This window comes from Streptomyces sp. NPDC048001 (genome assembly GCF_043203115.1).
Classification (GTDB): Bacteria; Actinomycetota; Actinomycetes; order Streptomycetales; family Streptomycetaceae; genus Streptomyces; species Streptomyces sanyensis.
Genome location: NZ_JBIDBN010000003.1, coordinates 18,799 through 42,244, shown reverse-complemented (window position 1 = coordinate 42,244; position 23,446 = coordinate 18,799). Strand labels below are relative to the sequence as shown.

Annotated in this window: 18 protein-coding genes and 4 pseudogenes; 8 read left to right on the top strand and 14 right to left on the bottom strand. The window is 71.9% G+C overall.

Features of this window, described 5'->3' with window-relative positions:
- Positions 1-789 precede the first annotated feature (789 nt).
- Complete coding sequence (locus ACGF15_RS06795; protein ID WP_392797086.1) at positions 790-2,406, top strand: alanine/glycine:cation symporter family protein; 1,617 nt, start codon at positions 790-792, stop codon at positions 2,404-2,406.
- A 109-nt stretch (positions 2,407-2,515) separates the two neighbouring features.
- On the opposite strand, the gene ACGF15_RS06790 is transcribed toward ACGF15_RS06795, so the two are convergent.
- Positions 2,516-4,165 carry a helix-turn-helix domain-containing protein gene (locus ACGF15_RS06790; RefSeq protein WP_345615760.1) on the bottom strand — a complete coding sequence of 550 codons (1,650 nt, stop codon included), beginning with the start codon at positions 4,163-4,165 and terminating at the stop codon, positions 2,516-2,518.
- A 319-nt stretch (positions 4,166-4,484) separates the two neighbouring features.
- Between ACGF15_RS06790 and ACGF15_RS06785 the strand changes: the two genes are divergently transcribed.
- The 4 genes and pseudogenes from ACGF15_RS06785 to ACGF15_RS06770 all read left to right on the top strand — a co-directional run.
- Positions 4,485-5,966, top strand: a complete 1,482-nt coding sequence (locus ACGF15_RS06785; RefSeq protein WP_392797085.1) for an NAD-binding protein — start codon at positions 4,485-4,487, stop codon at positions 5,964-5,966.
- Between the two features lie 512 nt (positions 5,967-6,478).
- Positions 6,479-6,658, top strand: a complete 180-nt coding sequence (locus tag ACGF15_RS06780; RefSeq protein WP_392797084.1) for a hypothetical protein — start codon at positions 6,479-6,481, stop codon at positions 6,656-6,658.
- 132 nt (positions 6,659-6,790) lie between these two features.
- Positions 6,791-7,144, top strand: a complete 354-nt coding sequence (locus ACGF15_RS06775) for a hypothetical protein (RefSeq protein WP_392797083.1) — start codon at positions 6,791-6,793, stop codon at positions 7,142-7,144.
- A gap of 47 nt (positions 7,145-7,191) precedes the next feature.
- Positions 7,192-7,499: pseudogene (locus ACGF15_RS06770) on the top strand (transposase family protein); the annotation flags it as partial.
- Here the strand turns inward: ACGF15_RS06770 and ACGF15_RS06765 are convergent.
- A complete protein-coding gene (locus ACGF15_RS06765; protein ID WP_392797365.1) occupies positions 7,498-7,647 on the bottom strand; it encodes a hypothetical protein in 150 nt (49 codons plus the stop codon). The pseudogene ACGF15_RS06770 and the gene ACGF15_RS06765 sit on opposite strands and share 2 nt — an antisense overlap.
- On the opposite strand from ACGF15_RS06765, the pseudogene ACGF15_RS06760 reads away from it, so the two are divergent.
- A pseudogene (locus tag ACGF15_RS06760) lies at positions 7,613-7,881 on the top strand (hypothetical protein); the annotation flags it as partial. The gene ACGF15_RS06765 and the pseudogene ACGF15_RS06760 overlap by 35 nt on opposite strands.
- 25 nt (positions 7,882-7,906) lie before the next feature.
- Positions 7,907-8,134, top strand: a pseudogene (locus ACGF15_RS06755) (transposase family protein); the annotation flags it as partial.
- 13 nt (positions 8,135-8,147) lie between these two features.
- On the opposite strand, the gene ACGF15_RS06750 reads toward ACGF15_RS06755, so the two are convergent.
- From ACGF15_RS06750 to ACGF15_RS06700, 11 genes and pseudogenes are all read right to left on the bottom strand, one after another.
- On the bottom strand, positions 8,148-9,740 hold the full coding sequence (locus ACGF15_RS06750) for a ricin-type beta-trefoil lectin domain protein (protein WP_392797082.1): 1,593 nt from the start codon (positions 9,738-9,740) through the stop codon (positions 8,148-8,150).
- A 373-nt stretch (positions 9,741-10,113) separates the two neighbouring features.
- A pseudogene (locus tag ACGF15_RS06745) lies at positions 10,114-10,479 on the bottom strand (ATP-binding protein); the annotation flags it as partial.
- 224 nt (positions 10,480-10,703) lie between these two features.
- Entirely contained in the window at positions 10,704-11,987 is a 1,284-nt protein-coding gene (locus ACGF15_RS06740; RefSeq protein WP_392797349.1) for a hypothetical protein, read from the bottom strand.
- Positions 11,988-11,992: 5 nt separating this feature from the next.
- On the bottom strand, positions 11,993-12,805 hold the full coding sequence (locus tag ACGF15_RS06735; RefSeq protein WP_345615747.1) for a hypothetical protein: 813 nt from the start codon (positions 12,803-12,805) through the stop codon (positions 11,993-11,995).
- A complete protein-coding gene (locus ACGF15_RS06730) occupies positions 12,802-14,847 on the bottom strand; it encodes a right-handed parallel beta-helix repeat-containing protein (RefSeq protein ID WP_392797081.1) in 2,046 nt (681 codons plus the stop codon). Before ACGF15_RS06730 ends, ACGF15_RS06735 begins: the two co-directional genes overlap by 4 nt.
- 564 nt (positions 14,848-15,411) lie before the next feature.
- Positions 15,412-16,932 (bottom strand): ricin-type beta-trefoil lectin domain protein, encoded by a 1,521-nt coding sequence (locus ACGF15_RS06725; RefSeq protein WP_392797080.1) that lies wholly within the window; start codon positions 16,930-16,932, stop codon positions 15,412-15,414.
- A 321-nt stretch (positions 16,933-17,253) separates the two neighbouring features.
- Complete coding sequence (locus ACGF15_RS06720) at positions 17,254-17,727, bottom strand: MFS transporter (protein ID WP_392797079.1); 474 nt, start codon at positions 17,725-17,727, stop codon at positions 17,254-17,256.
- Positions 17,637-18,065 (bottom strand): hypothetical protein, encoded by a 429-nt coding sequence (locus tag ACGF15_RS06715; RefSeq protein WP_392797078.1) that lies wholly within the window; start codon positions 18,063-18,065, stop codon positions 17,637-17,639. Before ACGF15_RS06715 ends, ACGF15_RS06720 begins: the two co-directional genes overlap by 91 nt.
- Positions 18,066-18,092: 27 nt before the next feature.
- On the bottom strand, positions 18,093-18,272 hold the full coding sequence (locus ACGF15_RS06710) for a phosphotransferase (protein WP_392797347.1): 180 nt from the start codon (positions 18,270-18,272) through the stop codon (positions 18,093-18,095).
- A gap of 90 nt (positions 18,273-18,362) precedes the next feature.
- Positions 18,363-18,878 (bottom strand): phosphotransferase, encoded by a 516-nt coding sequence (locus ACGF15_RS06705; protein ID WP_392797077.1) that lies wholly within the window; start codon positions 18,876-18,878, stop codon positions 18,363-18,365.
- A 371-nt stretch (positions 18,879-19,249) separates the two neighbouring features.
- A complete protein-coding gene (locus ACGF15_RS06700) occupies positions 19,250-19,447 on the bottom strand; it encodes a hypothetical protein (protein WP_392797076.1) in 198 nt (65 codons plus the stop codon).
- 126 nt (positions 19,448-19,573) lie between these two features.
- Between ACGF15_RS06700 and ACGF15_RS06695 the strand changes: the two genes are divergently transcribed.
- On the top strand, positions 19,574-22,201 hold the full coding sequence (locus ACGF15_RS06695; RefSeq protein WP_392797075.1) for a helix-turn-helix domain-containing protein: 2,628 nt from the start codon (positions 19,574-19,576) through the stop codon (positions 22,199-22,201).
- Positions 22,202-22,624: 423 nt separating this feature from the next.
- Here the strand turns inward: ACGF15_RS06695 and ACGF15_RS06690 are convergent.
- The coding region (locus ACGF15_RS06690; RefSeq protein ID WP_392797074.1) for a WD40 repeat domain-containing protein at positions 22,625-23,446 on the bottom strand (822 nt) is incomplete at its 5' end.

Here is a 23,446-nt window from a genome sequence, read left to right as displayed (position 1 = left end):
GCGGCGGTCTCGCCGATTTCCACGAGCGCGGAGCCGGAAGCCGGCACGGGCGCAGGTGCAGGCGCAGGGTACGCGGTCGTCCGTGGCGGTGCGGGGCTGGGCGGGTTGGTTGACGAAGGGCTTGCCGGTCGAGCGCTCAGCTTGCCGGTCGGGGCGCTCAGAGGGATCTGCTCGTGGTCGGCCGGGCGGTGGTGAGGGGGGCGACGGCCGCCGGGTGCTTGGTACGGGCAGCGCGGCTTCCGGCGGAATGGCCGCGGCGTCCTGTCTGCGCCGGGTGCGGTGCCGATGTCTCCGGCGAACTGCGGGAGGCGACCGGGTGCCTCGGCTGGAACGCGACCCCGGGCGGTGGCCGTCGTCGTGCGGGGGGTGCGACCAGCGGCACGAGACCGGCTGGGGGGCGAGCCCGGTCCGGCGCGACACGCCAGGGCCAGGACCAGGGCCAGGACCGGGACCGGGGCCAGGACCGGGACCGGGGCCGGGCAGAAGGCCACCGGCCGGCCGCCGCGCCCGACCCAGGGGCTCCTCACCGAGCGCTCGTGCAGTGTGCCCGCCTGCGCGCGTGCCGGCACCGGCCGGCCCAGCGGGACGCGTGCCGACGTGCCGACGTGCCGGTCGTGTTCGTCTGGCTGTGTGGTGGTCCACGCCGCCAGGTTCCTCCCAGGTTCTTTGGCCGACTGCACGAAACCGCGCCGGCCGCGGTGGCCCTACGGTTCCCCGAACGGCGATACGAGGTCCGGGACTTCTCGACGGTGTCGTCGTCCCCGGCCCGGAAGAAGAAAGGGGACTGTCATGCCTCCGATACACCATCTTCATGCCGCTCCCGGAGAGCTGCCCGCACTCGCCCAGGGGGCGCAGAGCGGATTCCTCGGGACCGTGGAGGAGAAGATCAATGCGATATTCGATCCGATTGCCACCGGGCTGGGAGACTTCGTCTTCGGTGAGGTGTCCCTCTTCGGGATCGGCTTTCCCTGGATCGTGGCCTGGCTCGTCCTCGCGGGTGCGGTCTTCACCGTCTACTTCGGATTCATCCAGGTCCGCGGTCTCCGGCTGGCTCTGCAGGTCCTCCGCGGCCGGCACAGCCGCAAGGGCGACCCGGGCGAGATCACTCATTTCCAGGCCCTGACCTCCGCCGTCTCCGGAACCGTGGGCCTGGGCAACATCGCCGGCGTCGGTGTGGCCGTCACCATCGGCGGGGCGGGAGCCACGTTCTGGATGGTGCTCTGCGGACTGCTGGGCATGTGCTCCAAGTTCGTCGAGTGCACCCTGGGCGTCCGCTACCGCGACCACCACCCGGACGGCACCGTCTCCGGCGGTCCGATGCAGTACCTGCGCAAGGGCGTCGCGGAGCGGCTGCCCGGCCCTGCCGGGCGGTTCCTCGGACGGGTCCTCGCGGCGCTCGCCGCCGTCATGATCCTGCTCTTCGGGATCGGTGGCGGCAACATGTTCCAGGCCAACCAGACCGTGATCCAGATCCGGGACGTCACCGGCGGGGACGACGGCCCGCTGGCAGGCGACGGCTCGGCGCTGGTGCTCGGCGTCCTGCTCGCCCTGGTCGTCGGCTTCGTCATCATCGGCGGGATCAGGTCCATCGGCCGTGTGACCAGCCGCCTGGTGCCGGCCATGGCGATCGTCTACGTCACCGGCTGCCTCATCGTCATCCTCTTCAACATCACCGACGTCCCGGCGGCCTTCGGTGAGATCCTCAGCGGTGCCTTCACCGGGGAAGGCGTCGTCGGAGGCACCATCGGCGCGCTGATCGTCGGCTTCACCCGAGCCGCGTTCTCCAACGAGGCGGGGCTGGGCTCCGCGCCCATCGCCCACTCGGCCGTGAAGACCCGCTACCCGGCGACCGAGGGACTGGTCGCACTGCTCGAGCCGTTCATCGACACCGTCGTCGTCTGCACCATGACCGCGCTGACCATCGTCATCGCCGACACCCGGCTCTGGAACGACGCCAAGGCGGACTACGCAGCGAACGGGACCACCGTGGACGGCGTCACCGTCACCTCCTCGGCATTCGAGACGGTGCTGCCCTGGTTCCCGGTCGTCCTCACCGTGGCCGTGGTCCTCTTCGCCGTCTCCACCATGATCACCTGGGCCTACTACGGCCAGAAGGCGTGGGCCCACCTGTTCGGGAGGAGCAAGCTCAGCGAGCGCGCCTACCAGACGGTGTTCTGCACGTTCATCGTCATCGGCGCCGTTCTCACCTTCGGCAGCGTGCTGGCGTTCACCGACGCCGTGCTGTTCCTCCTCGCGCTGATCAACATCATCGGCCTCTACCTGCTCGCACCGGTCGTCAAGCGGGAACTGGCCCGGTTCCGCACGGCGCTGCGCTCCCCCGAGGAGCGGGATCGCGAGCCTGCCGGGCCGAGCGGTGAACCGGAGGCGGCCGACCGGAGGGCATAGAGCCGGCCGGACGCCCGAAACGCCCCCGCAGGACATCCGCTGTCACCCCTGCGGGGGCTCCGGCAGGCGCGCGTGCGACCGCGCCGGAGCCCCCGAGCCCCCTTGCCGGTCACCTGCCGGGCGGCACCGCCGTCGGCCCGTTCTCCAGCAGCAACTGCAGATGGGAGAAGAGGCACTGGTGAGGGTCGGCCAGATCGATCCCGCTGACCGTCTCGGCCCGCTTCAGCCGGTAGCGCAGGGTGTTCGGATGGACGTGCAGCGACCGTGCCGCCGCCCGCACGTTGCCGAGCGTCCCCAAGTACGCCAGCACGGACGCCACCAGACCCGACTCGTGCTCGGCCTCGTAGGCGAGGAGGGCGGTGATACGGGGATCACGCAGCCGCGGGTTCTGCTCCAGCAGCGCCAGGGCCTCGCTCAGCAGGACCTCGGAGCGTACGTCGGCGATGGTGGCCACACGCCGTCCGCCGCCGCGCAGAACGATGTCGAGGACCTGGTCCGCCTCCGCCCGCGACTGGGCGATCGCGTGGAGCCCGCCGACCACCGAGCCGACGGCCGCGCGGACGTCGAGCTGCATCCGCTGCCCGGCCGCCCGCACGATCTCGCCCGCCAACGCGCAGGCGATGCTCTCCCCGGACTGCTCGGGCAGGCCGGGGAGCAGCATGTAGACGCGTGAGTCGGCGGCGGTGACCAGAGACCGACGCCGGTACGCGGCCGCGTGCACGGAGATCAGGCTCGCCATGGTCGCCCTGCGCATCTCGAACGCCGGACGGCCGGCGTCGCCTCCCGCCGGCCCTGCGTCCAGGGCGAACGCCGCCACGACCGCCGGTCCGTCCGGGTCGGCCCCGATGTTGTCGGCGAACGTCCGGGGGGCGATGTGCCCCTCCAGCATCCGGCGGAACAGGCTCTGCTCGAACTCCAGGTCCGGCGAGGTGCCCGTACGCCGCCGCACGAGCTGCAAAGCCGCCGCCCGCGCGGCACCGACCAGCGCGTTCGCCGCGCCCGCCGCCAGCGGTTCACGGCCTTCCTGCACCCAGATGGAACCGAGCAGCCGCTCGTCGACGCGGATGCCGATGGCGAGCCGCCTCCTGATCCCCCGCTCGGGCCGCTCGTCTATGTGCACCACCTCGTCGCCAGCGCGCAGCCGGTCGAACACGCCCCACTCGCGCAGCAGGGCGAGGTAGTCGTCCGGGCCCTGCCAGCCGAGGATCGACAGCCGGCGCAGTTCATCGACCTCGTCGTCGGAACGGGAGTAGGCCAGGACACGGTTGGCGCTGTCCTCGATACTCACGATGCCGCAGGTGAGCGCGGCGACCGTCTGCGCAAGAGCGAACAGGTCGGCCTGCCGCCCCGCCTCCGGCACCATGACCCGCGCATCCGCGACAACACCCCGCGCCAACGCGTCGAGTTGGGCCCAGCGGACCTCGGGACGCACACCGAGGACCACGATCCCGGTGTCCTCGGCGATACGCTTCAGCTCGTCCAGGTCCTCGCCGTGCTCGGTCTTCAGCGCCACCACCGCAGCCCCCCGGCCCGCGGCCGCGCGCGCGAGCCGGTGGCCCCGCCGGCCCCGTCCGCCGATGATCAGCACCAGATCGCCGCGATAGGGATCAGGCTCGTCGTCGGCATCCAGGATGACGACGTCGTTGATCTCGACATCGAGCCCCTCGGGCGCGGCGACCAGCCCGATGACCGGATCACCGAGCGCGAGCAGCAGCTGCCGCACGACGGCGGCACCGGCAGACCTGACTGTGTCGTTCATCGTGACCACCTGTCCTGCACACGAGCGGGAGCGGATGTGCCAGGCGGGATCCACGAGGGGGAGGGGCCGGGGCCTCTCGGCCTGGACTTCCTCACCGGGTGACCGTCCACCACGGTGCGTGATGCCGCGCGGCGCGGCGTGCCGGTGGAACCGACGGTACTCGGTGGGCAGGAGCACATACAACAGCCGGCGAAGCCCCCGCCCCCTCGTGCGATCGGCCAACGTCCACGACGGCCCCCTGGAGAGGTGGACGAAGAAACCCGCAGGCGGCGCTCCGTACCGTCGAGGGGAACTGGACAACGATCTCCGAGGAGCGCCGGTGCCGGTACCCGAGCCATCCGCCCCCCGGCAGCGGGGCACCGATCCGGGCGCCGCCGGTCCCGGCGACGGCCCGACGCCAGGCCGGCTGCTGCTGGTCGGCGACGACGACCTGACGGCCGCGGTCGCCGACTACGCGACGGCCTGGGGTGCACGGGTCGGCCGCCTGCCCGCGCCGACGGCGGACGCGCTCGTCACGGCCCTGCAACCGGACGTCGACATCGTGGTGGTCGTCTCGCGGCAGGACATCCAGGCCCTGCGCTACGCACTGCTCGTCGAGCACGCACGCCCCGGGATACGGCTGCTGGTGACACTGTTCGACCGCACGGTGGCCGGCGAGGTCGTCCGCTCGGTCCCCAACTGCACGGTGATCGGCATGACGGACGCCCTCGTGCCGGCTCTGCTCGGCCCCTGTGTGGCGGACCGCCTGGTGACCCTGTGCCGCACGCCCGACGGGAACCGGCTGGGCGTGACGAGCACGACGCAAGGCGCCCCGGACACCCCCGGGGAGGGCACGGACTGCATCCGGGACGGCCTGCGCGTGGAGTCCTCGCCCGAAGTCAGGACCAGCGCGGCGCGCAGGCTCTGGCACCGGGCGCACGCCCAGGTCAGGCCGCTGGACGGCAGCACGAACGCCCTGCTCCTCGGCCTTGCCGGACTGACCCTCGTGTTCCTGCTCGACACGGTGCTGGGCGCGCTGGTCCGAGGAGAGACTCTCGTCACCGCCGCCTGGCATGCGGCGATGGTCCTGACCACGGTCGACGCCGGCGGGGCGGACACCCACGCCCCGGCCTGGTACCTGATGCTGTCCACAGTGAGCCTGCTGTGCGTCCTCGGCTTCTCCGCGCTCTTCACCGCCGGCCTGGTCGACCGGATGACCTCCGGCCGCCTGACGGGCCTCGTCGGCGCCCGGGTGGTGCCCCGGCGCGGTCACGTCATCGTCGTGGGCCTCGGCCAGGTCGGGCTGCGGCTCTGCCTGGAACTCCAGCGGCTCGGCATCGGCGTGGTGGCCGTCGAACGCGACCCCAGGGCAGCCTGCGTCCCGGTGGCCAAGTCACTCGGCATACCGGTGATGTTCGGACGCGCGGGCGACCGCTTCCTCCTGCGGAAGCTCGCGCTGCCCCGTGCACGGGCCATCGTCGCCGCCACCTCGGACGTGCTGGAGAACATCGCGGTGGCGGTGGCGGCCCGCGCCGTGGCCCCCGACCAGCGCATCGTGCTGCGGGCGGACGGCGACGAGGACGTGACATCGGAGTCCCGGTACCTGTTCCGGATCGGCACCGTCTGCGACACCCACCAGGTGGCCGGCTCCTACATCGCGGCCATGGCGATGGGGCTCGCACCCTTGGCGACGTTCGCCATCGGCACTCGCATATGCGTCCTGCACCCTGATGGGCAGGTACACGAAGCCGCCCGGTGTGCCCGTACATGCACCGCCGGCCCGCACACCCCGCCCCCCGCCGCCCCCGCCGTCGCGGACTGACCTCCAAGGCCCCCCGGGCCGCCTGACCCGGACGCCCGCCCCTGCACCTGCCCCCTGGAACGCGCCGACCGGCCAGGAGGCGCCCGTGCCCTCGGAAGAGCACCGGGGGACGCCCGGGTACTGGGCGGTGGCGAAGCCCGGCCCCTCCGCGCGCAGGGGTACCGCGAGCGCCGGAGAAACCGGCCGCGGTCTGCCGATCCGCCTCGGCACGCCCCGGAGGCGTTCGCCGGTCGCCGACATCGCAGCGGGCGGCGGCCCACCGGTTCTGCGAACCCGCTACCTGCCGGGACCGGGCGGCGGGCCGACCAGACGCCGTCGGCGGGCGTGACGATGCCGAGCCTGTCTCGTGAGCGGAAGCCCGCTCCGACGGATCCTGTGCCCGGATGCATGGGCTTGACCGGCTGCGTCCGACGGGCATAACTTGATCGCCCCGTTCGACGGGTACCGCTCGGCGCAGTCGGCCCGGGCCGGAGAAGCATGACCGAGGCGGGCGGCGGCGAAGGGGCGAAGGGGTGGGCGCGAGGGAAGACGGACGCAGTTCCCAGAGCTCCGAGCACGAGGACGTGCTGGAGGCGGCACGGCTGGTGCTCCGCTACCGCAAGACCGCCGTACGACGCAATCGCATCGCGGTGGTCTGCCTGAGCGTGGCGGTGGGCCTGTCCGTATTCGCGGTCGGCGTCGTGCTTTTCTAGGGACTGTCCCATAACTGCTGGTCATGGAGCCGGCCAGGGTACGAGAACTGCGTAGCCGGCGAGTCCGCGATGCCGGTATCGTCCGGTCTCCCGACCTGCGTACCAGCGGTCTACGTTCGGAAAGCGACGCAGATGACCAGCCAGCAAGCGACGAGGACCCTGTGGCGCCCCACCGGTCCCAAGGAGCTGGATCTGGTTCGGGAGCTGAACTGGCGCGCTTGGCCGCCTCGGCTGCCTGAGCAGCCGATCTTCTACCCGGTACTCAACGAGGACTACGCGGTCAGGATCGCGCGGGACTGGAACGTGAAGCATGATGGCGTCGGCTTCGTCACTCGTTTCGAGGTCGAGGCGGAGTTCGTGAGTCGGTATCCCGTCCAGCAGGCTGGCGGGCAAACGATCCTCGAGCTCTGGGTTCCGGCCAAGGAGCTGGAGGACTTCAACGCCCACATCATCGGGGAGATCCAGGTGATCCACGAGTTTCGCTGAGGCCGGAAGACACAGGTGGGGGCACGCTACGATGAGATGATCTTGGTGTGGCTGGTGTGATCACGGCGTCGGAGCCGTCCTGGTCAGCCCCGTTCACCGGGCTGAGCCCGCGTGCTTTCGGGAAGCTGGCGACGTGCTGCGGCGCGAGGACGCGGACGCGGTCCGCAAGGGCCGGCCGTGGAGCCCTCCGCTGGAGGACCGGGCACTGCTGGTCGCGGCCTACTGGCGCACGAACCTGACCATGCGTCAGCTCGCCCCTCTGTTCGGGGTGTCCAAGTCGGCGGCAGACCGCATCATCGACCACCTCGGGCCGATGCTCAACCACCAGGTCGTCATCGACGCTGACCACCGGCTCAGGCCGTGAGCAGGGACGCCAGCCAGCGGTAGCCGATGAGAGCTGCGGCCCGTATCCCGGACCTCGGGCAGCTGGAGCCGCGGCCGGCCGGCTGGACGTTCCCCCTCCCGGACCTGCTCAGCGAGTCCGGGACGCTCCCGCCGGTCATACCCGGCAACATCCTCGCTTCCCGTCTCCTCCGCGCGCTCACGCCGAAACCGGTTGGTACCTCCACGCCTCCGCGTGCGTACTCGTCGAAGCCGGCCGGTACCGGCCCGGCACCGCAGAGCAGCTGGCGGCGCTGCCCGGCATCACGGTCCTCGACCTGGACCTCCCTGCCGCACTCGCCGTCGCCCAGCAAGCCACCTGGGCACCGGCCCACGCCCGGCACGCCGCCCAGCCCAGGGTCTACCGAACCCGGAGCGGTTCAAGGTGCCGGCGGCACGGTCCGCATCCCGTGCTGGGGACGGTGGGAGACCCTCTCCGCAGGCCAGCAGGCGGTGAACCGGTCCCCTGCGAAGATCCGAACCCTCGTCGAACCGGCCGTCGCCACCCTCAAGTCCTGGCGGCTTCTTCGCAGACTGCGGTGCTCGACCACCCGGATCACCAGCCTCGTCCAGGCCGTCCTCGCCCTGCATCTGGCCAGCTCAGGGTGAAGATGGAGAAGGCTCAGTCCCGCTGTGCGGTTGCTGTGGCCGTGATCGGACCGGCGACCCAGCGTTTGTCACCCACCGTGGAGCTCTCCTTGAGCTCCACGGGACGGACTTCGTCGGTGTAGTCACCGACGGGGACGATGACCTGGCCGGTTCGTGGCTTGGAGTGGATCTCCCCGCTCTCACCGATGACGAAGGTCATCCGTGATCGCTTCTCCGGGTCGTCGCTCGTGCATGGCCGGATCCCCACGTCCGCGGTGTCTCCGTCGACCTTGAGGCAGAATCCGGGGTCGGCCTCGTTGTGCAGGTGTCCGTCGGTGTCGAAGTTCCATCGCTGGGTGGTGCCCGAACCGCACGGAGCGGCGACGGCGTTGACACGTTTGCCCACCACCTGGTTCTCCACGTCCAGGCACAGCCCGGTGGCCGCATGGACGATCTGGGAGGGCTTGCCGAGGGGAACCGGCGAGGGAGCCCCTTCCGGATGCGGAGTCGGATCGCCCGACGGCGCCGTGTCGTGGGAGCGGGAGGGCGTGGTGGACGGGGTCGGGTCGGCCGACCGGCTGGGCTCGGGGCCCGCGAGACCGCTGAGGTCCCAGCTCTCGGGCAGGACGTCGGGAGCCGCTACCGCGGCCGCCGTGGCCACGGCGACGATCGCGGCGATGCTGCCGACGGCCTTGACGGTCCGGTGTTCCCGCACGGATCGATGGGCGGGTCGGGGACGGCTCAGACTCTTCAGGACCTCGACCAGTGCTGTCGGCACGTCGAGCGGGGTCTTCTGGCAGTCCGTGCCGAGGACGGTGCCCTGCTCGGACGACGTGGTCTCAGAAGTGGTGCGCATCGGGACGCGCTCGGTGTAGGCGGCGCCGCCCCACAGCAGCAGTCCCTCGGCCAGGAGGAGCCGTGGACCTGCGGACATTCTCGTGAGTCTGGACAGCAGGCCCGTGCAGTTGACGCAGTGGGCCAGATGCGCGGCGAGATCCGGGTGTGGGGTGCCGCCCCGCTCCTGAGCGGCGGCCTCGATGATGCGCTTGAAGCCGCGGCATTCTGCTGTGCCGCGGAGCGACAGGTGCTCCTGCACATAGGCATCCCGCATGGCGACCTGGGCCTTGGCCGCGAGATCGGGGACGGCGTCTGAGGTCGCGCCCAGGTGTGTGGCGACTTCGGAGTGCGGCTCGTCGTCGACGACGGAGTACCACAGGGCGGACCGCAGTCGTTCCGGCAGCTGATAGAAGGCGCTGGCCATGGCGTTGGGCGGTTCGGACGCGCTGGTGACGTGCACTGTCTGCGCCCAGGCCAGGAAATCGGGCTGTAGCCGGCTCCGTCGGTCATCAGCGGCCCAGGCGAGCGCGGCTTCGCGGACGTGTGTCAGCGCGTGGTGACGCCAGGTCCCTGACGGGTCGACACCTTCCCGGACCTCCTCCATCGCCCGGGAGAACGCCTCGCCGGCGAGCCGTCGGCCAGCCGGATCGCTGGTGGTGTGCAACTGCGCGTAGGCCGCGACGGCGGGCAGGTGTCTGCGTTGCAGCTCCCGGATGGCCTGCCCCTCGGCGTCGGTGCCGGAACGAAGGCACTCGACGAGGTCGGTCTCGGGGAGAAGGCCGGGATCCACCCTTTCCTGGGGAGGGTGTCCGTCTGCCGTGTCCGAATGCGTCACCACAGGGCCTCGCTTCCTCGAATCTCCCGCGCCGGGTGGGCAAGGGCTCACATGCACGAGAACGTCCTGGCACGGCCGGGCCTGCGCCCAGCCGGAGGGTGATCTCATACAGAGGGCACAACCTTCATACGGCTCCGGCATGCGCACTGTTCAGCTTCACGTGGGCACCCGACGGGGCTGGTCCACCGAGCGCGAGGCCCGCCTCGACGCGTTCCGCCGGCTGCACCGCTACGCCCGGCGAGCCGACAAATCCCAAACAGGACAGTCGAGACGTCAGTCAGTCGGAGGGTCGGACCCACCCGCGGCGTCACCACCAACATCATCACTGTCAGTCGAGGGGGACGACGCCTCGACCGGTGGTTGCCTCGGCGAGGCGGTGGCTGTCGCCCTGCGTGACGACGACGTGGGCGTGGTGCAGGAGCCGGTCGACGGTCGCAGTGGCGAGGGTCTTGGGCATGATCTCGTCGAATCCCGGCGGATGGAGGTTGCTGCTGACTGCCAGACTGCGGCGCCCGTAAGCGGCATCGACACGGCGGTAGAAGCCTTCGGCGGCATCGGGTGAGACGGGCTGGAGCCCGATGCCGTCGACGACGATCACGTCGGTGCGGGTAGTCCGGCTGATCGCTTTCGAGACGGAGTCGTCCACCCGGTGGCGGCGGACCAAGGCGCCGAGGTCCTCGATGGTGAACCAGGACGTTTGCGCGTGTCAGCAACATGCCAGTCCCGCCTGGTGTGCGGGGCTCGCCGAGCCGCCGGCCGCCCGCCGGGGCACGCGCGGTGAGGCGATGCGTGCACCGGCGGTGCAACCGGACCGGACCGGTCGCTCACCCGCTCCGGGCCGATCCGCCCGGTCGGCTCGCGGACCTTCGGGGCGATGTCGCCCATGACGGCCGGCGGACCCCCCGGCCGGGCACGGCCTCATGCGACGAGCAGCCCGATACCGCCGAGGGTGTAGCCCATCATCAGGGCCAGCAGGGGGATCTGGCCGGCCACGGCCCGGTCCGGGGGGAGGAGCCGTACCGACCGGTCGTGCGCGGCCACGACACCGAGGACGTGCCCGGTGACGACAGCGGTGACCTGCAGCGTGGCAAGGCCGTCGGGGCCGAGAGGTCCGTCCCGTGCGGCCACCGGGCCGTGACCCGCCGCCGTCATGACCGCACGCGGGCCCTCCGTGGTGAACAGCGAGAAGTAGTGGGCGACGAGATAGCCCACGGCGATCGGCAGCAGGGAGTGGGCGAAAGCGGAGAGCGGCTGGGGCACCGGACCGGCGGTGAGGCGGACCGCGCCCGCGCAGACCCCGTAGAGAGCGGCGATGGCGACCACGGTCCCCACCAGCCCGAGGGAGGCTGTCGTGGTGGGGCCCAGAGGCGAGGTCTGCAGCATGGCGATCCACGCAGGCGCGTCCGACACACCGTCATAGGCGGTGCTGCCGAGCAGCACACACATGACGGCCACGAGCCCGGGCGCTTGGGGAGTGCCGTCCAGGCCCTGCAGCGGACTGCGCAGGACGAGCTGCCCGTCGGCCCTGCGCCCCAGCGGAGCCAGCCGGGCGAGGAGTGCGGAGTAGACGTCGAACGCGTCGCACCGGTCGAACCAGTGGCTGCCGAAGATCGCCGCCCCGGTCAGCTGTACGGCCCCGTAGGCCAGCAGGAAGAGGAGCAGGGCCGTTCTCGAGGTGGGGGAGGGGGAGGCCAACTCCAGCCACGTGAAGGCCAGCAGCCCGGCCGCCGCGGGCCAGTACCCGAGCTGCCGGGGCAGCCGTGCGCTTCCCCTGCGTGGATCACGGCGCGCCGTCCGGCAGCCGAGAGCATGCAGCGTGCGCAGCGGGTTCAGCAGCCGCCACACCGGGCCGAACAGCAGTGACGCGGGTACGAGACCCACCCAGAACAGGACGTAGACCATTGCGGGTGCCGGGTTGCGGTCGGCGTCGTCCGGGCCCAGCAGCAGATGGAGCAGCATCACGGCGGCAGCGGCGAGCCCAAGTCCCCGCGCCGCGCCGCGCAGGACGCGCGCTTGTGCCGCACGCTGCACCGGGACCGGCAGGGGGCGGCCGGCGCGGTCGCCCCGGAAGCGGGGGGCCGGCCAGAGCAGTCCCAGGGCGAGGAAGGAGACGAGCAGCGCGGCGAACGCTCCGGCGTATGCGTGGAAGGCGGAGACCGGCAGGTCGTGGCGGGCGCCGACGCCGTGGGCGAGCGAGGTCAGGGCGTTCACCGGACGGCGAGCTGCGTCAGCACGAGGCCGGACCGGTGGGTCTCCACCTCGTACAGGCCCGACCGGTCCAGGAGCACCTCAAGGGTGGCGGTGCGGCCGGCCGTGAGCACGGCCGAGCGGTCCACTCCGTGGACGTGCAGTTCGTCGTCGGTGTCGCTGGTGACGCGGAGGGTGAGCCGTTCGCCCTTCCTCAGCTCGATACGTCCGGGTTCCGGGCTGACGACACCTCCTGCGACGGTGATGTCGAGCGTCCTGCCGGCAGGCTTCTGTTCCTGGTCCGGCCCCGAGGACGGTGGCGCGGTACCGGACAGGGGCACGCTGTCCTGGACCGGTTCCCCGTCCAGAGCCCACACGGTGTGGTCGTCCGCGTGCAGCCTGACGGTGAGCATCTGCGAGCCGGCGGGTACGTCGGCCGAGGGCAGATGATGCCGGTCGCCGTACACCCGTGCGACCTCTGCGCCGTCCAGCAGCAGACGAGCGTGGCCGCTGCCCAGGACCGCCGCCCCGCCCACGCTGTCCGGGCTGAAGCGGAATCGTCGGACGTCGAGCCGGATGTTCCATCCGTCGTGCGTATCGGCCCGGACGGTCACGGTGACGGCGGGAGCGTCCTTGGCGGGCACCTGCCGGAGCCGCTCGTGACGGCTCTTGCCCTCGGCGGGCAGCAGCGTGCCTGCCGGGCCGGAGACCGTGTCGTGGTTCGTTCCCGGCCTGTGGTGGGTGTCGGGGCGCTCCGTGCACCCGGCGGCGAGGACGAGGAGGCCGAGGATGCCGGCCGTCCCGAGCGCGCGGGCCAGTCGCCGCCCGCTCACGGCATCACCCGGGCGGTGCGGCCAGGGGCCGCCCCGGAGGAAGATCCGGCGCCGGCCGGCCGGGCCGCGGCCACCACCGCCCAGACGACCCAGACCAGCCCCAGCAGGCCGCGCGGCCACGCCGGGCCGAGCGGTGTCCACGGGATCATGAGCACCGCCTGGTCGAAGGCGTCCAGCAGGGTCAGCAGGCCGAGCATCACAGTCGTCCAGCCGAAGAGGCGATGTGTGCTCCGCAGCGCGAGTCCGGTGACGGCCCACCAGGTCCCGAGCAGCAGCAGGGCGAGCGGCGGTACCACCGTCGGGGCGAGCGCGGTCGTCTCCCCGGCGACGTCCAGGGCCAGACCGGCCGCGCCGAGCGCGGTCACCGCGGTGACCCAGCGGTTCTGGCGCAGTCTGCGCCACCACAGCAGTCCACCGACCGCCGCGAGCACGACGGCGATGCCGAGAGCGAGCTGCACCTCGATGCGTTCGATCCCGCGGGCCCCGTACCAGTCGCAGCCCACGGGCAGCCGCCGTTCCCTGACGCTGTACTCGGAGCACACCATCAGCTGTGCGACCTTCACCGGTTCACCCACGATGCGGTGCGAACCGCCGGACACCGCCCCCGCCCTGTCGCCGCACCGCGGAAGGGTGCGCGGGCTACTGCCCCGGACCTCCTGCCAGCAGTTGCCCCGCCCCTGGCCGTCCCACCAGACATCGGTCGCATTGGGGCGGGCCCTGCCGTCCTTCGTCGTGCCGAGGCGGTTGGCGTGGAAGCGGTTGTGGTGCGAGGTGTCGGCCTGCCGCGACCAGGCTTCCTCGCCGCGGACGAACGCGGGGACGGCGTTGAGGTGGAACGCGGTCCGCCGGTGTCCGTAGACCCAGTTGTCCTCGAAGACGTTCCAGTTCCCTCCCGCCACCAGGACTCCGGTGCCGGGCGGCACCGACGTCTGGGGACAGACGACGCCCCGCTCGTAGCCCCGCTCGGCGGGCGGCCGGTCGCACGTGCCGTCCTTCACATACCGGTAGTACTCCTGGTTGTTGTCGTGGATGAGGTTGCGTTCGAACCTGGCGTGGTTCTGCGGCAGGCCCGGGTGGCCGGGGAACGCACTGTCCATCGAGGCGCCGGCCATGTTGTTGTCGAACTCGTTGTCATGGGCCCAGACCGAGTCGCCGGCGGTCCCCGAGTAGCCGAGCAGGTTGTGGTGGCTGCGGCAGCCGGTGATCTCGATCGAGTAGCGCGGTACGTCGTAGCCGCGCCCGGCGTTGATGTCCGAGGCGCTGCCCGGGTAGATCCCCGAATCACCGTTCCCGTACGACTCGCAGTCGCGGTACAGGCCGTGGTCGCTGGCGAAGGTGAGGAAACCGTACTCGTCGTTCCAGCGGGTGAGTACGGTGTCGATGACGAAGCCGTCGACTCCCAGTACGTACAGCGAGTTGAAGGTGGTGCGCTGGGCGGTGAAGTTTCGGAGGTAGATGCCGTCGGAGCCGTCCGCGCGGATCGCGTTGAGCTTGCGGTAGCCGGCGTCCACGACGACGTCACGAGGGTCCGCCCCGGTGCCTTCGATCTGCAGGTCCTGCTTCCCGAGAACGGCAACGAGATTCTGGTTGTGGGGGCACTGCTTCTGCTGCGCGTAGGACAGCACCTGGTAACCCAGCGCCGCCCTGGGGGCCTTGAGCCGGGCACACCTGCCCGTCGGCTCCGGTTGCGAGGGCTCCTCCTCGTAGCGCCCGGGCAGGACGGCGATGGTCGTTCCCGGCCTGTCGGCCGCATCCACCGCCTGCTGCAGGTGCCGGAAGCCGTCACGCTCGCACCGCTCGTACAGCCGCAGGTTGCGCTCCCGCAGTGCCGCCGGGAACCGGGCGATGCGCTGCTCGAAGTCCGTCCTTCCGGTCTTGCAGACCAGCAGGTCCGGCTCACCCTCGCGGTAGACGGGTACGCTGCCCGATCCGTCGGGGAAGGCGACTTCACGTTCTTCGTGGGCCTGTGCACCCGGTGGCGCGCCCAGGAGAACCGCGCCTGCCGTGCAGAGTCCCACCAGCATTCGACGTGTCCACGTCATTCGCATGGCGTGCAAGCTAGCGCTTGTTCCGTGTACAGGGAAGGCGTCCTGTGGTCGAAGACGTCGGCGCGGCGGGGCGAGACGGCCGTGCCACCCGCCCTGCCGACACGTCCTGCGGTGACGGGCGGGCAGCCGGCGCGAGGACTGCGTCGGACCCGGGCTGCTCGTGGTGGTGGTCCCTGCACGTACCCCGCCACCACGGCGGCAGTGCGGCCGTCACGCGAGCGTCGAGGGCCCTCGGCGCCGCGGGGCGCGACGGCCGCGCCGTCCTCCCGGGGCCGCCCGCCCCGGCCGGGGCGACGAAGTCGGGCAGCGGATGCCTGAGAGAACCGGCCGGACAGCTCCGGGAGCGCCGGCCCGAGCGCGTCCACCGCCTGCTCGCCGGGACCCCCGCCTGCGACCGCCTCGTCGGTCCTGCCGGGCGCCGACCCCGCTGGACGGCTGTTCGGGCTCCATTACCGTCCGAGGGCCGGCGCCCGGCAGCATCGGGATTCGCCCCGTCGTTGCCCGCGCGCCATGGCCGTGCGTCGTTCGCCTCCCGGTGACCGCGCCCGTGGGGCCGGTTCAGGCGAAGCGCTGCTGCGCGGAGCCGTCGCAGGCGCGCAGGTGCAGCTCGCCCCGGGGAGCGGTGAGCGTCAGGCACATGTGCGTCGCCGCTTTCGGCCGGACGGTCCCCTCGACGAGGGCGAAGCGCTGGTTCTCCTGCCCGTGGCAGTTCCACAGGTGCGGGGACGCGCCGGCGGTGTAGTCGCCGCGGGGCATGTCCAGGCACCGGTCGTGCGTGAGGGCGCTGTGCAGCATGCCTTGCCCGGGGTCGTACCACCACGCCTGGTTGCGGCCGCCGTGGCAGTCCCAGCCGGCGATGTGCGAGCCGTTCGCGGTCTTCGAGCGGTACACGTCGACGCAGCCGCCGGTCGCCTCGTTGCGCAGCGGGCGGAGCATGTCGTCCCACGCGCCTTCGTAGAGCACCGGCTTGCCCGTGCTGGCCGGGTCTGCGCAGCTCGCCTCACGCCAGCCGACGGCGTGCAGTTGGGTCAGGCAGGCCGCGAAGGCGCCGTGGCCGCGGCCGTTCGGATGGAACGACTGGCGCAGGGAGTTGGCATCGGGCGGGAAGGGGTTGAGAAGGTCGACGGTCAGCCCTCGTGCCCAGGCGTTGTCCATGCACACCTCGTGTCCGTGGAAGAGGCGGGAATTGTCGAGGTAGACCGCGCCGGCGCGGCGCGCGGCCTCGCGTATTCCGCGCTCGAAGGCGGGTACGGCCGTGTTGCGGCCCCAGGCGGCGTCCGAGTCGTGGCCGGTGCATCCGCCCCACAGCTTCCCCCTGAAGCCGGGGTTGTCGTAGACGTCCGGGCCGACGGGGCTGGGGTAGCCCATGACGACCAGCTGGTAGTCGGTGTCCGCGTACCCGGCCCCGCGCATCACGGTCCGCAGATCCCGCGCGGTCCTCTCGACCTTGGGCGTCAGTGCGTCGACCCGCGCCTGCCAGCCGGGATCGTAGGTGGGTGCGCAGGGCCCCTTGAAGAGCAGCCAGCGCTTGACGCAGTCGGTCATGACGGAACCGAAACGCAGGTCGTCGTTGGCGCCGACGACCAGGAGCACCATCTTCACGGTGGTGTTCCGCGCCTTGACGGCCAGATGGTCGCTCTGGACGAGCTCGTCGGCGTGCTGCTTGGTGCCGCCGATGACGATGTGGCCCGTTCGGGCCCCGGAGCAGGCGAGGTTGTAGCTCCTGTCCGTGCCGATATGGGTGCGGTGGATCGCCGCGTCGGGGGAGCGGTGGCACCAGTTGTCGGGCCCGTCGGTGCCCCGCTCGTAGGTGCCGATGCCCTCCCCGGAGATCTCGCTGTCGCCCAGCGCGGCGATCGAGGTCAGCCGGTCGTCGAAGGGACGCTCGGCAGGGCTCCCGTACAGCGATGTCGCCTCCGCCGCCCGGATGCGCTCCAGTTCCGCCGGTAACGGCGTCGAGACGGCTACCGGGGTACCGGCCCCGTCGGCCGACGCCGTGCCCGCCAAGCCGCCGAGAACGGTCATCGACGCGACGACGACCGCGAGTGCGCGTCTGAGCCTGTGTCTTCTGCGGTACATGCCCGCCTCCTGACAGTTGAGGGTTGCCCCTGGCTACTTACGGGTGCGTGGAGCGGCTGGGAACACCGGGAACAGGACAAAGAAGGCCGATTCGAACCCGCGCCCTCCGCCTGTGCGTTCCGCAGACCCCGAGAGGACGGCAGCGCGTTGCGCCCTCGGGCCGTCCGGATCCCACGGTCGCCGCCGACAACCGGCCGCCCTGCCCCGGCCACCCTCCCCGCGTGGTGGCCGGCCCTTGCGGTCTCCGGCAGGTCGCCGTCCGAGTCGGAGCGGGTGGACGTCAACACCCCGCGCACGTACCGCAGGCCCTCGCCGATCTCCTCATAGTCGGCGGGCCTTGGGGCGAGCCGCCTGGGCGGGTTCGGCGGTCTGGATACGGACGGTGCATCCGGCGCTGATCAGGAAGGAGGCGACGTCGCCGATCAGGGCCCGGGCGGGGCCGAGCAGCGCGGTCAGCGCAGCGCCGAGGTGGCTTCCGGCGGTCGCGGCGATCGCGAGCAGCGCGCCCACCCGGCTGTTGCTCCGCTGGATCAAGGACCGGTCGACGAGGCTGGGCAGAAGGCTGATGGCCGCCGCGTCGTGCAGGACGCTCGCCGCCCTCTGGACCACGGCGACGATCACGAGCTGCGCCAGGGCCAGCGCTCCCAGCGCGCCCGCCACGGGCACCGTGGCGAGCGCTGCGGCGCCGACCAGGTCACTGGTGATCATCTGCCGGCGCTTGGAGTGCCGGTCGGCGAGGGCGCCGGCGTGCAGGGCGAGCAGCGCGGGCGGGAGCTGCCCGAGGACGCCAGCCACGCCACCTGGGCGGTCGTGGCGCCCAGGTGGAGCACGGCGAGCACCGGCAGCGCCATCTGGGTGATCGAGCTGCCGGCCACGCTCGCGGTCTGGCCGGTCAGGTACCGGCGGAAGTCCCGGTGCCGCCACAACGAGGCGCCGGGGACGGAGGGGGTCTCAGCGCAGGACGTCACGGAGCGCCTCCTCGCCTCGTCCAGGCGCTCCCACAGCATGCCTGCGGCCTCGTGCCGCGCACGCCCGTACGCCTCCAGCGCCGGGGTGACCGCGGCGGGATCGTTCAGTGGTTCGGACCGGGGACAGACCGAGCAGGCCAGGTACCCGGCGGTCACGCGCGGCAAGGCGAGGAGGGTGCCGTCGGGTGGGCGTCAACGGCACGGGCCAGGCCCGGGATCCATTCGTCCGGGCGGGCCAGGACGGTGCGCGGTCCGCACGATCCGGCCGAACTCCCAGGCGGCACTGCGATGCGACGGGGGCCGGAAGTCGATCACTGCGGCGACCGCCCCGCCGCGCAGCAGCAGGTTGGGCGAGGCGAGGTCCCCGTGCACGACCTGCGCCGTCAGCGTGCGGGGCAGCTTCTCCAGGCGGGCCGCCACCTCGGGAAGGGCGACATGACGCTGCTTCGCGGTCCGGGCGCATCAGGCGGCGAACCCTCCCCATGGCGGCGGTGCGGCGGCCCAGCGGGCGAGGAGTTCCTCCAGCCGCCGCCTGGCCCGCGCGGCGTCGCACACTGCGCGGGCCGCGACAGGGTGCGGCGGTCCGACGGGGTGGCTGGCCAGGGCCCGGTGCAGACGGCCCACGGTCTCGCCGACCGCTGCCCATCGGCCGCCGGACAGCCCGCCCTCGGCCGTCTCCGCGTCCGCGATGTACTGGGTCACGGACACCGACAGTCCTCCGGCCGACGCGATCATCTCGCCGGTCACCGTGCGCCGCACGGCCGGTACCGACACCCCGGCTCGTCTCGCCGCCTCACCCAGGGCCAGGGCCTGACGTTCCCGGTCCATGTCCATGTTGGTGCCACGGGGGTACGCCTTCACGAACCACCGCCCGCCCTCACGGTCTTCGGCTAGGTAGTTGCGGGTCGCCGTTCCCGCCGGGCCCTGGCTGACCGACGTCGGCGCGATCCGATTCAGCAGCGCCAGGATCCCGGCCACGACCATCGCCTCGGCCTCGCTGCTTATCTCGGTACCCCCGTCGCCAGGGCAGCCCTGCCGGCGGCGCCGGGCCGGGCACCCGGCCCGGGCCTGCGGCTGGTAGGTGTGCGCACTCCGTTCACCAGTCCATCTGCGAAAAGGCAGGGCCCTCGGCGATGCTGCTGATGGCCGTCCGGGTGTAGGAGACGAGCCGGTCCGGAAGCTCGTGCGGCGGTCGCTTGGGGTGGTGGGTGGTTGATGAGCGAGTCGATGTCGTCGTGCGGCCGTGTGTTCAGCTCGTGCGGGCGTGTTTTGGTGAAGTGTTTCTGAGGGCTGTGTTCGGGGTGCTGGGCGTGTTCGGGGCTGGGTGGGGTGGGTGGTGTGTGGGGTGGTTATGTGCGGAGCGCGGTGAAGGTGGTGGTTGCTGTGGTGGCGAGGGTGAGGACTGCGGTGAAGGTGGTGGCGGCGCGGGTGAGGGCGGTGGGGTAGGTGGCGCCGTCGAGGCGGGCGAGTTTGCCTGCGCCGGCGGCGGCGAGTAGTGCGACGATGATGACGAGGGCGGTGGTGAGCAGGGCGACAGCGAGGTTCACGTTCGGGCTCCCGGCATGCGATTGGGCGTTGACGGGGACGAATCTCGTGGAAGCGGTGTTCGCCATGGTGCGTCCGGACGAAGATGAACAGTGGCGGACACGTCACCATCTCGGGGGCGGGAGCAGGTGCACGAGAAGAACCACACGCCGGGTTCGGCGCTGGCCGAGTTACGCGCACGGCTGGAGACCGGGCGGGTGCGGATGCGGTTGAACCAGACCCAGCTCGCCGCGCGGGCCGGGCTGAGCCGCGGAACCGTGCACAAGGCGTTCAAGGCCGGTGAGCCGGTGCCGACGACGGACACGGTGGCGGCGTTGGCCCGCGCGTTGGGGCTGCCGGTGGGCGAGTTGCTGGCGCTGCGGCGGACCGCGGCCGGCGACGGGGACGGGGACCGGTCGGGGCCGGGCAGGCCGGTCGGTGAGTGGGATCCGTATGCGCTGGAGGTCCATCTCGCCGGCACGATCCTGGAGAGTGCTGGTGGGGTGGAGCGGCGGGTGCTGCCCGGGTACGTGGCCCGTGAGCACGACCGGCTGCTGGCCGAGGCCGTCCAGGGCGCGGAAGCGGGGCGGAGTCGGATGTTGGTGTTGGTGGGGGAGTCGTCGACGGGTAAGACGCGGGCCTGCTGGGAGGCCGTGCAGCCACTCGCTTCAGCGGGGTGGTGGTTGTGGCACCCGTACGATCCGACCCGCGCGGAGGCGGCGTTGGAGGAGTTGCATCGGGTCGGGTCGCGGACGGTGGTGTGGCTGAACGAGGCCCAGCACTACCTCGGCGACCCACACGCGGGGGAGCGTATCGCGGCCGCGGTCCATACCCTGCTCGTCCAACCCGAGCGCGGGCCGGTCCTGGTCCTGGGCACCCTCTGGCCCGACTACGCCGCCCAGTACACGTCCCTCCCCCCACCGGAGGCGCCGGATCCGTATAGCCGGGTCAGGGAACTGCTCGCCGGGCGCATCGTGCACGTCCCTGCCGCCTTCGACCCGGCGGCCCTGGCGAAGGCGACCGCGCTGGCCGAGGCCGGCGACCGGCTGCTGGCCGACGCCCTCACCCGCGCCCGTAGCGACGGACGCCTGACCCAGGACCTCGCCGGCGCCCCCGAACTCCTGCACCGCTACGACACCGCAAGCCCGGCCGCCCGCGCACTCCTGGACGCCGCGATGGACGCCCGCCGCCTCGGCGTCGGCCCTCACCTTCCGCAGGCCTTCCTCACCGACGCCGCCCCCGACTACCTCACCGACACCGACTACGACCAACTCACCGACGACTGGGCCGAACGCGCCTACGCTGAACTCGCCAAGCCCGTCCACGGCAAACACGCCCCCCTACGCCGGGTCACACCCCGCCCGCAACGACGCCCACCCGGCCCCACGCCTGCCGACAGCCCCACACCACAGACAACGGGGCCGGTGTTCCGGCTCGCCGACTACCTCGAACAACACGGCCGCACCACCCGACCCCACCTCTGCCCACCCGCATCCTTCTGGCACGCCGCCCACACCCACCTCACCCACCCCGACGACCTCCACAACCTCACCGAAGCCGCCAAGGCCCGGCACCGTCTGCAATGGGCCCACCACCTCCAGCGCCGTGCCGCCGACCACGGCAGCACCCACGCACTGGAACACCTGGCCGGTTTGCGGGAGGAGGCCGGGGACAGAGTGGGGGCCGAGGCGCTGTACCGGGAGGCTGCCGACCACGGCAGCACCCACGCCCTGGTCGCCCTGGGCCGGCGGCGGCTGGAGGCTGGGGACGGGGCGGGGGCTGAGGCGCTGTACCGGGAGGCTGCCGCCCGCGGCAGCACCTATGCCCTGGTCGTCGCGGCCCGGCTGCGGGAGCGGGCCGGGGACAGGGCGGGTGCCGAGGCCCTGGCCCGGGAAGCCGCTGCCCGGGGCGACACCGGCGCCCTGGTCGTCGTGGCCCGGCTGCGGGAGGAGGCTGGGGACGGGGCGGGGGCTGAGGCGCTGTACCGGGAGGCTGCCGACCACGGCAGCAGAGATGCTCCGTTCCTCCTGGCCATGATGCGGGAGGAGGCCGGGGACCGAGAAGGCGCCGAACGCCTGGCGAGGCAGGCCGACGAGTACGGCGACGGCCGCACACTGGTCGCCTTGGCCGTGACACGGGAGCGGTCCGGGGACCGAGAAGGCGCCCAACACTTGTACCAGCAGGCCGTCGAGTGCGGCCACAGCCGCGCTCTCGTCCCCTGGGCCGTAATGCGCGAGGAGGCTGGTGATCGGGAGGGTGCCGAGTTCCTAGCGAGGCAGGCCGCCAACCATGGTTGCACCGACACTCCGGTTTTCCTGGTTCAAAGGCGGCTGGAGGCCGGGGACTGGGAAAGTGCCGACAGAATGTGCCAGTTGGCCGTCGACCATGGTGAACCGGACGCTCTCATGCGTCTGGCTCGGATGCGGGAGCAGGCCGGTGATCGGGAGGGCGCCGAGTTCCTAGCGAGGCATGCCTACGATCATGGTGACCCAGATGCCCGACTCTTCCTGGCCTGGATGCGGGAGCGGGCCGGGGATGCTGTTGGGGCCGAGGCCCTGTTCCGGGAAGCAGCTGAACGCGGTAGCACCCAAGCCCTGGAAGGTCTGGCCAACATGCGGGAGGAGGCTGGGGACTGGCCGGGGGCCGAGGTCCTGTACAGGAAAGCCGCCGACCGCGGCTATGAAGCGAGTACGGCTCTGAAGAAGTTGTGGCCGTTCGGTTTGGATCCGGACGGTACGCCGACACCGCCGTGGCAGGACGGGGCGGCGGGAGGGTGAACGCTCTGCGGGAGCCGGTCGAGGCGCGGCCGTGGCGCCCCGAGGGTGGGCCCCCGCCGACGGTGCGGACCTTGGCCCCCGGGGGACCGCTCGACGCTCAAGGTCTGGTCCCACGGGGCCTGGCGGTATGCCCCGGTCCGGGCCCGGCAGGACTTCCCGGACGGCCGTGTCGTCTACCAGGTCGATATCGACCTCCGCGGTGACACCTCAGTGACGACCCGGTCCTACGCATGGCCGCAGCCGGGCCTGCGCAGGGAGCACGGCACCCGCACGCCGGGGTGAGGTGAAGCCGGCTGGAGCTGCGGCCCCGGCCTTCTAGATCCAACAGTCCTGACCTGGGGCGTGAGGAACAGGGGGCAACTACCTGGCCGGGTGAGGAAGCCCCTGCTCTGGCTGGTGAGTAGGAACCATCCCTAGGTTGCTTCACCGGTCCGCCGGGGACCGACTGGGCAGAGCCACCCACAGTCGGACGGTACTGTCCTGGCCCGCGCTGGCGAGGACAGCGTCGTCGGGGGAGAAGGCCACTGCGAAGACCGTGCCAGTGTGTCCGGTGAGCGGAATGCCGACAGGCTGCCCGGTGGCCGGGTCCCACAGCCGAACAGTGCCTTCGTCATGGCCGCTGGCGAGAAGAGTGCCGTTCGGGGAGAACGCCATCGCGGAGACCTGGTTGGTCTGCCGGGCGAGAGGGTCGCCGACAGGCTGGCCGCTGCCGGCGTTCCACAGTCGTGCGGTGCCGTCCACGCCGGCGGTGGCGAGGAGGGCGCCGTTGGGGGAGAAGGCCGCGGTGTGGACTGGGCCGGTGCGTCGGGTGAGGGGGTTGCCGACAGGCTGGCCGCTGCCGGCGTTCCACAGTCGTGCGGTGCCGTCCACGCCGGCGGTGGCGAGGAGGGTGCCGTTGGGGGAGAAGGCCACTGCGAGGGCGAGCGTGTCGTGTTCGGCGAGGGGGTTGCCGACAGGCTGGCCGGTGGCGGGGTCCCACAGCCGTACGGTGGCGTCGCGGCTGGTGGTGGCGAGAAGGCGGCTGTCGGGGGAGAAGGCCGCGGTGTGGACTGGGCCGGTGTGTCCGGTGAGGGGGTTGCCGACAGGCTGGCCGGTGGCGGGGTCCCACAGCCGTACGGTGCCGTCCACGCCGGCGGTAGCGAGAAGGCGGCTGTCGGGGGAGAAGGCCGCGGTGTGGACTGGGCCGGTGTGTCCGGTGAGGGGGTTGCCGACAGGCTGGCCGGTGGCGGGGTCCCACAGCCCTAC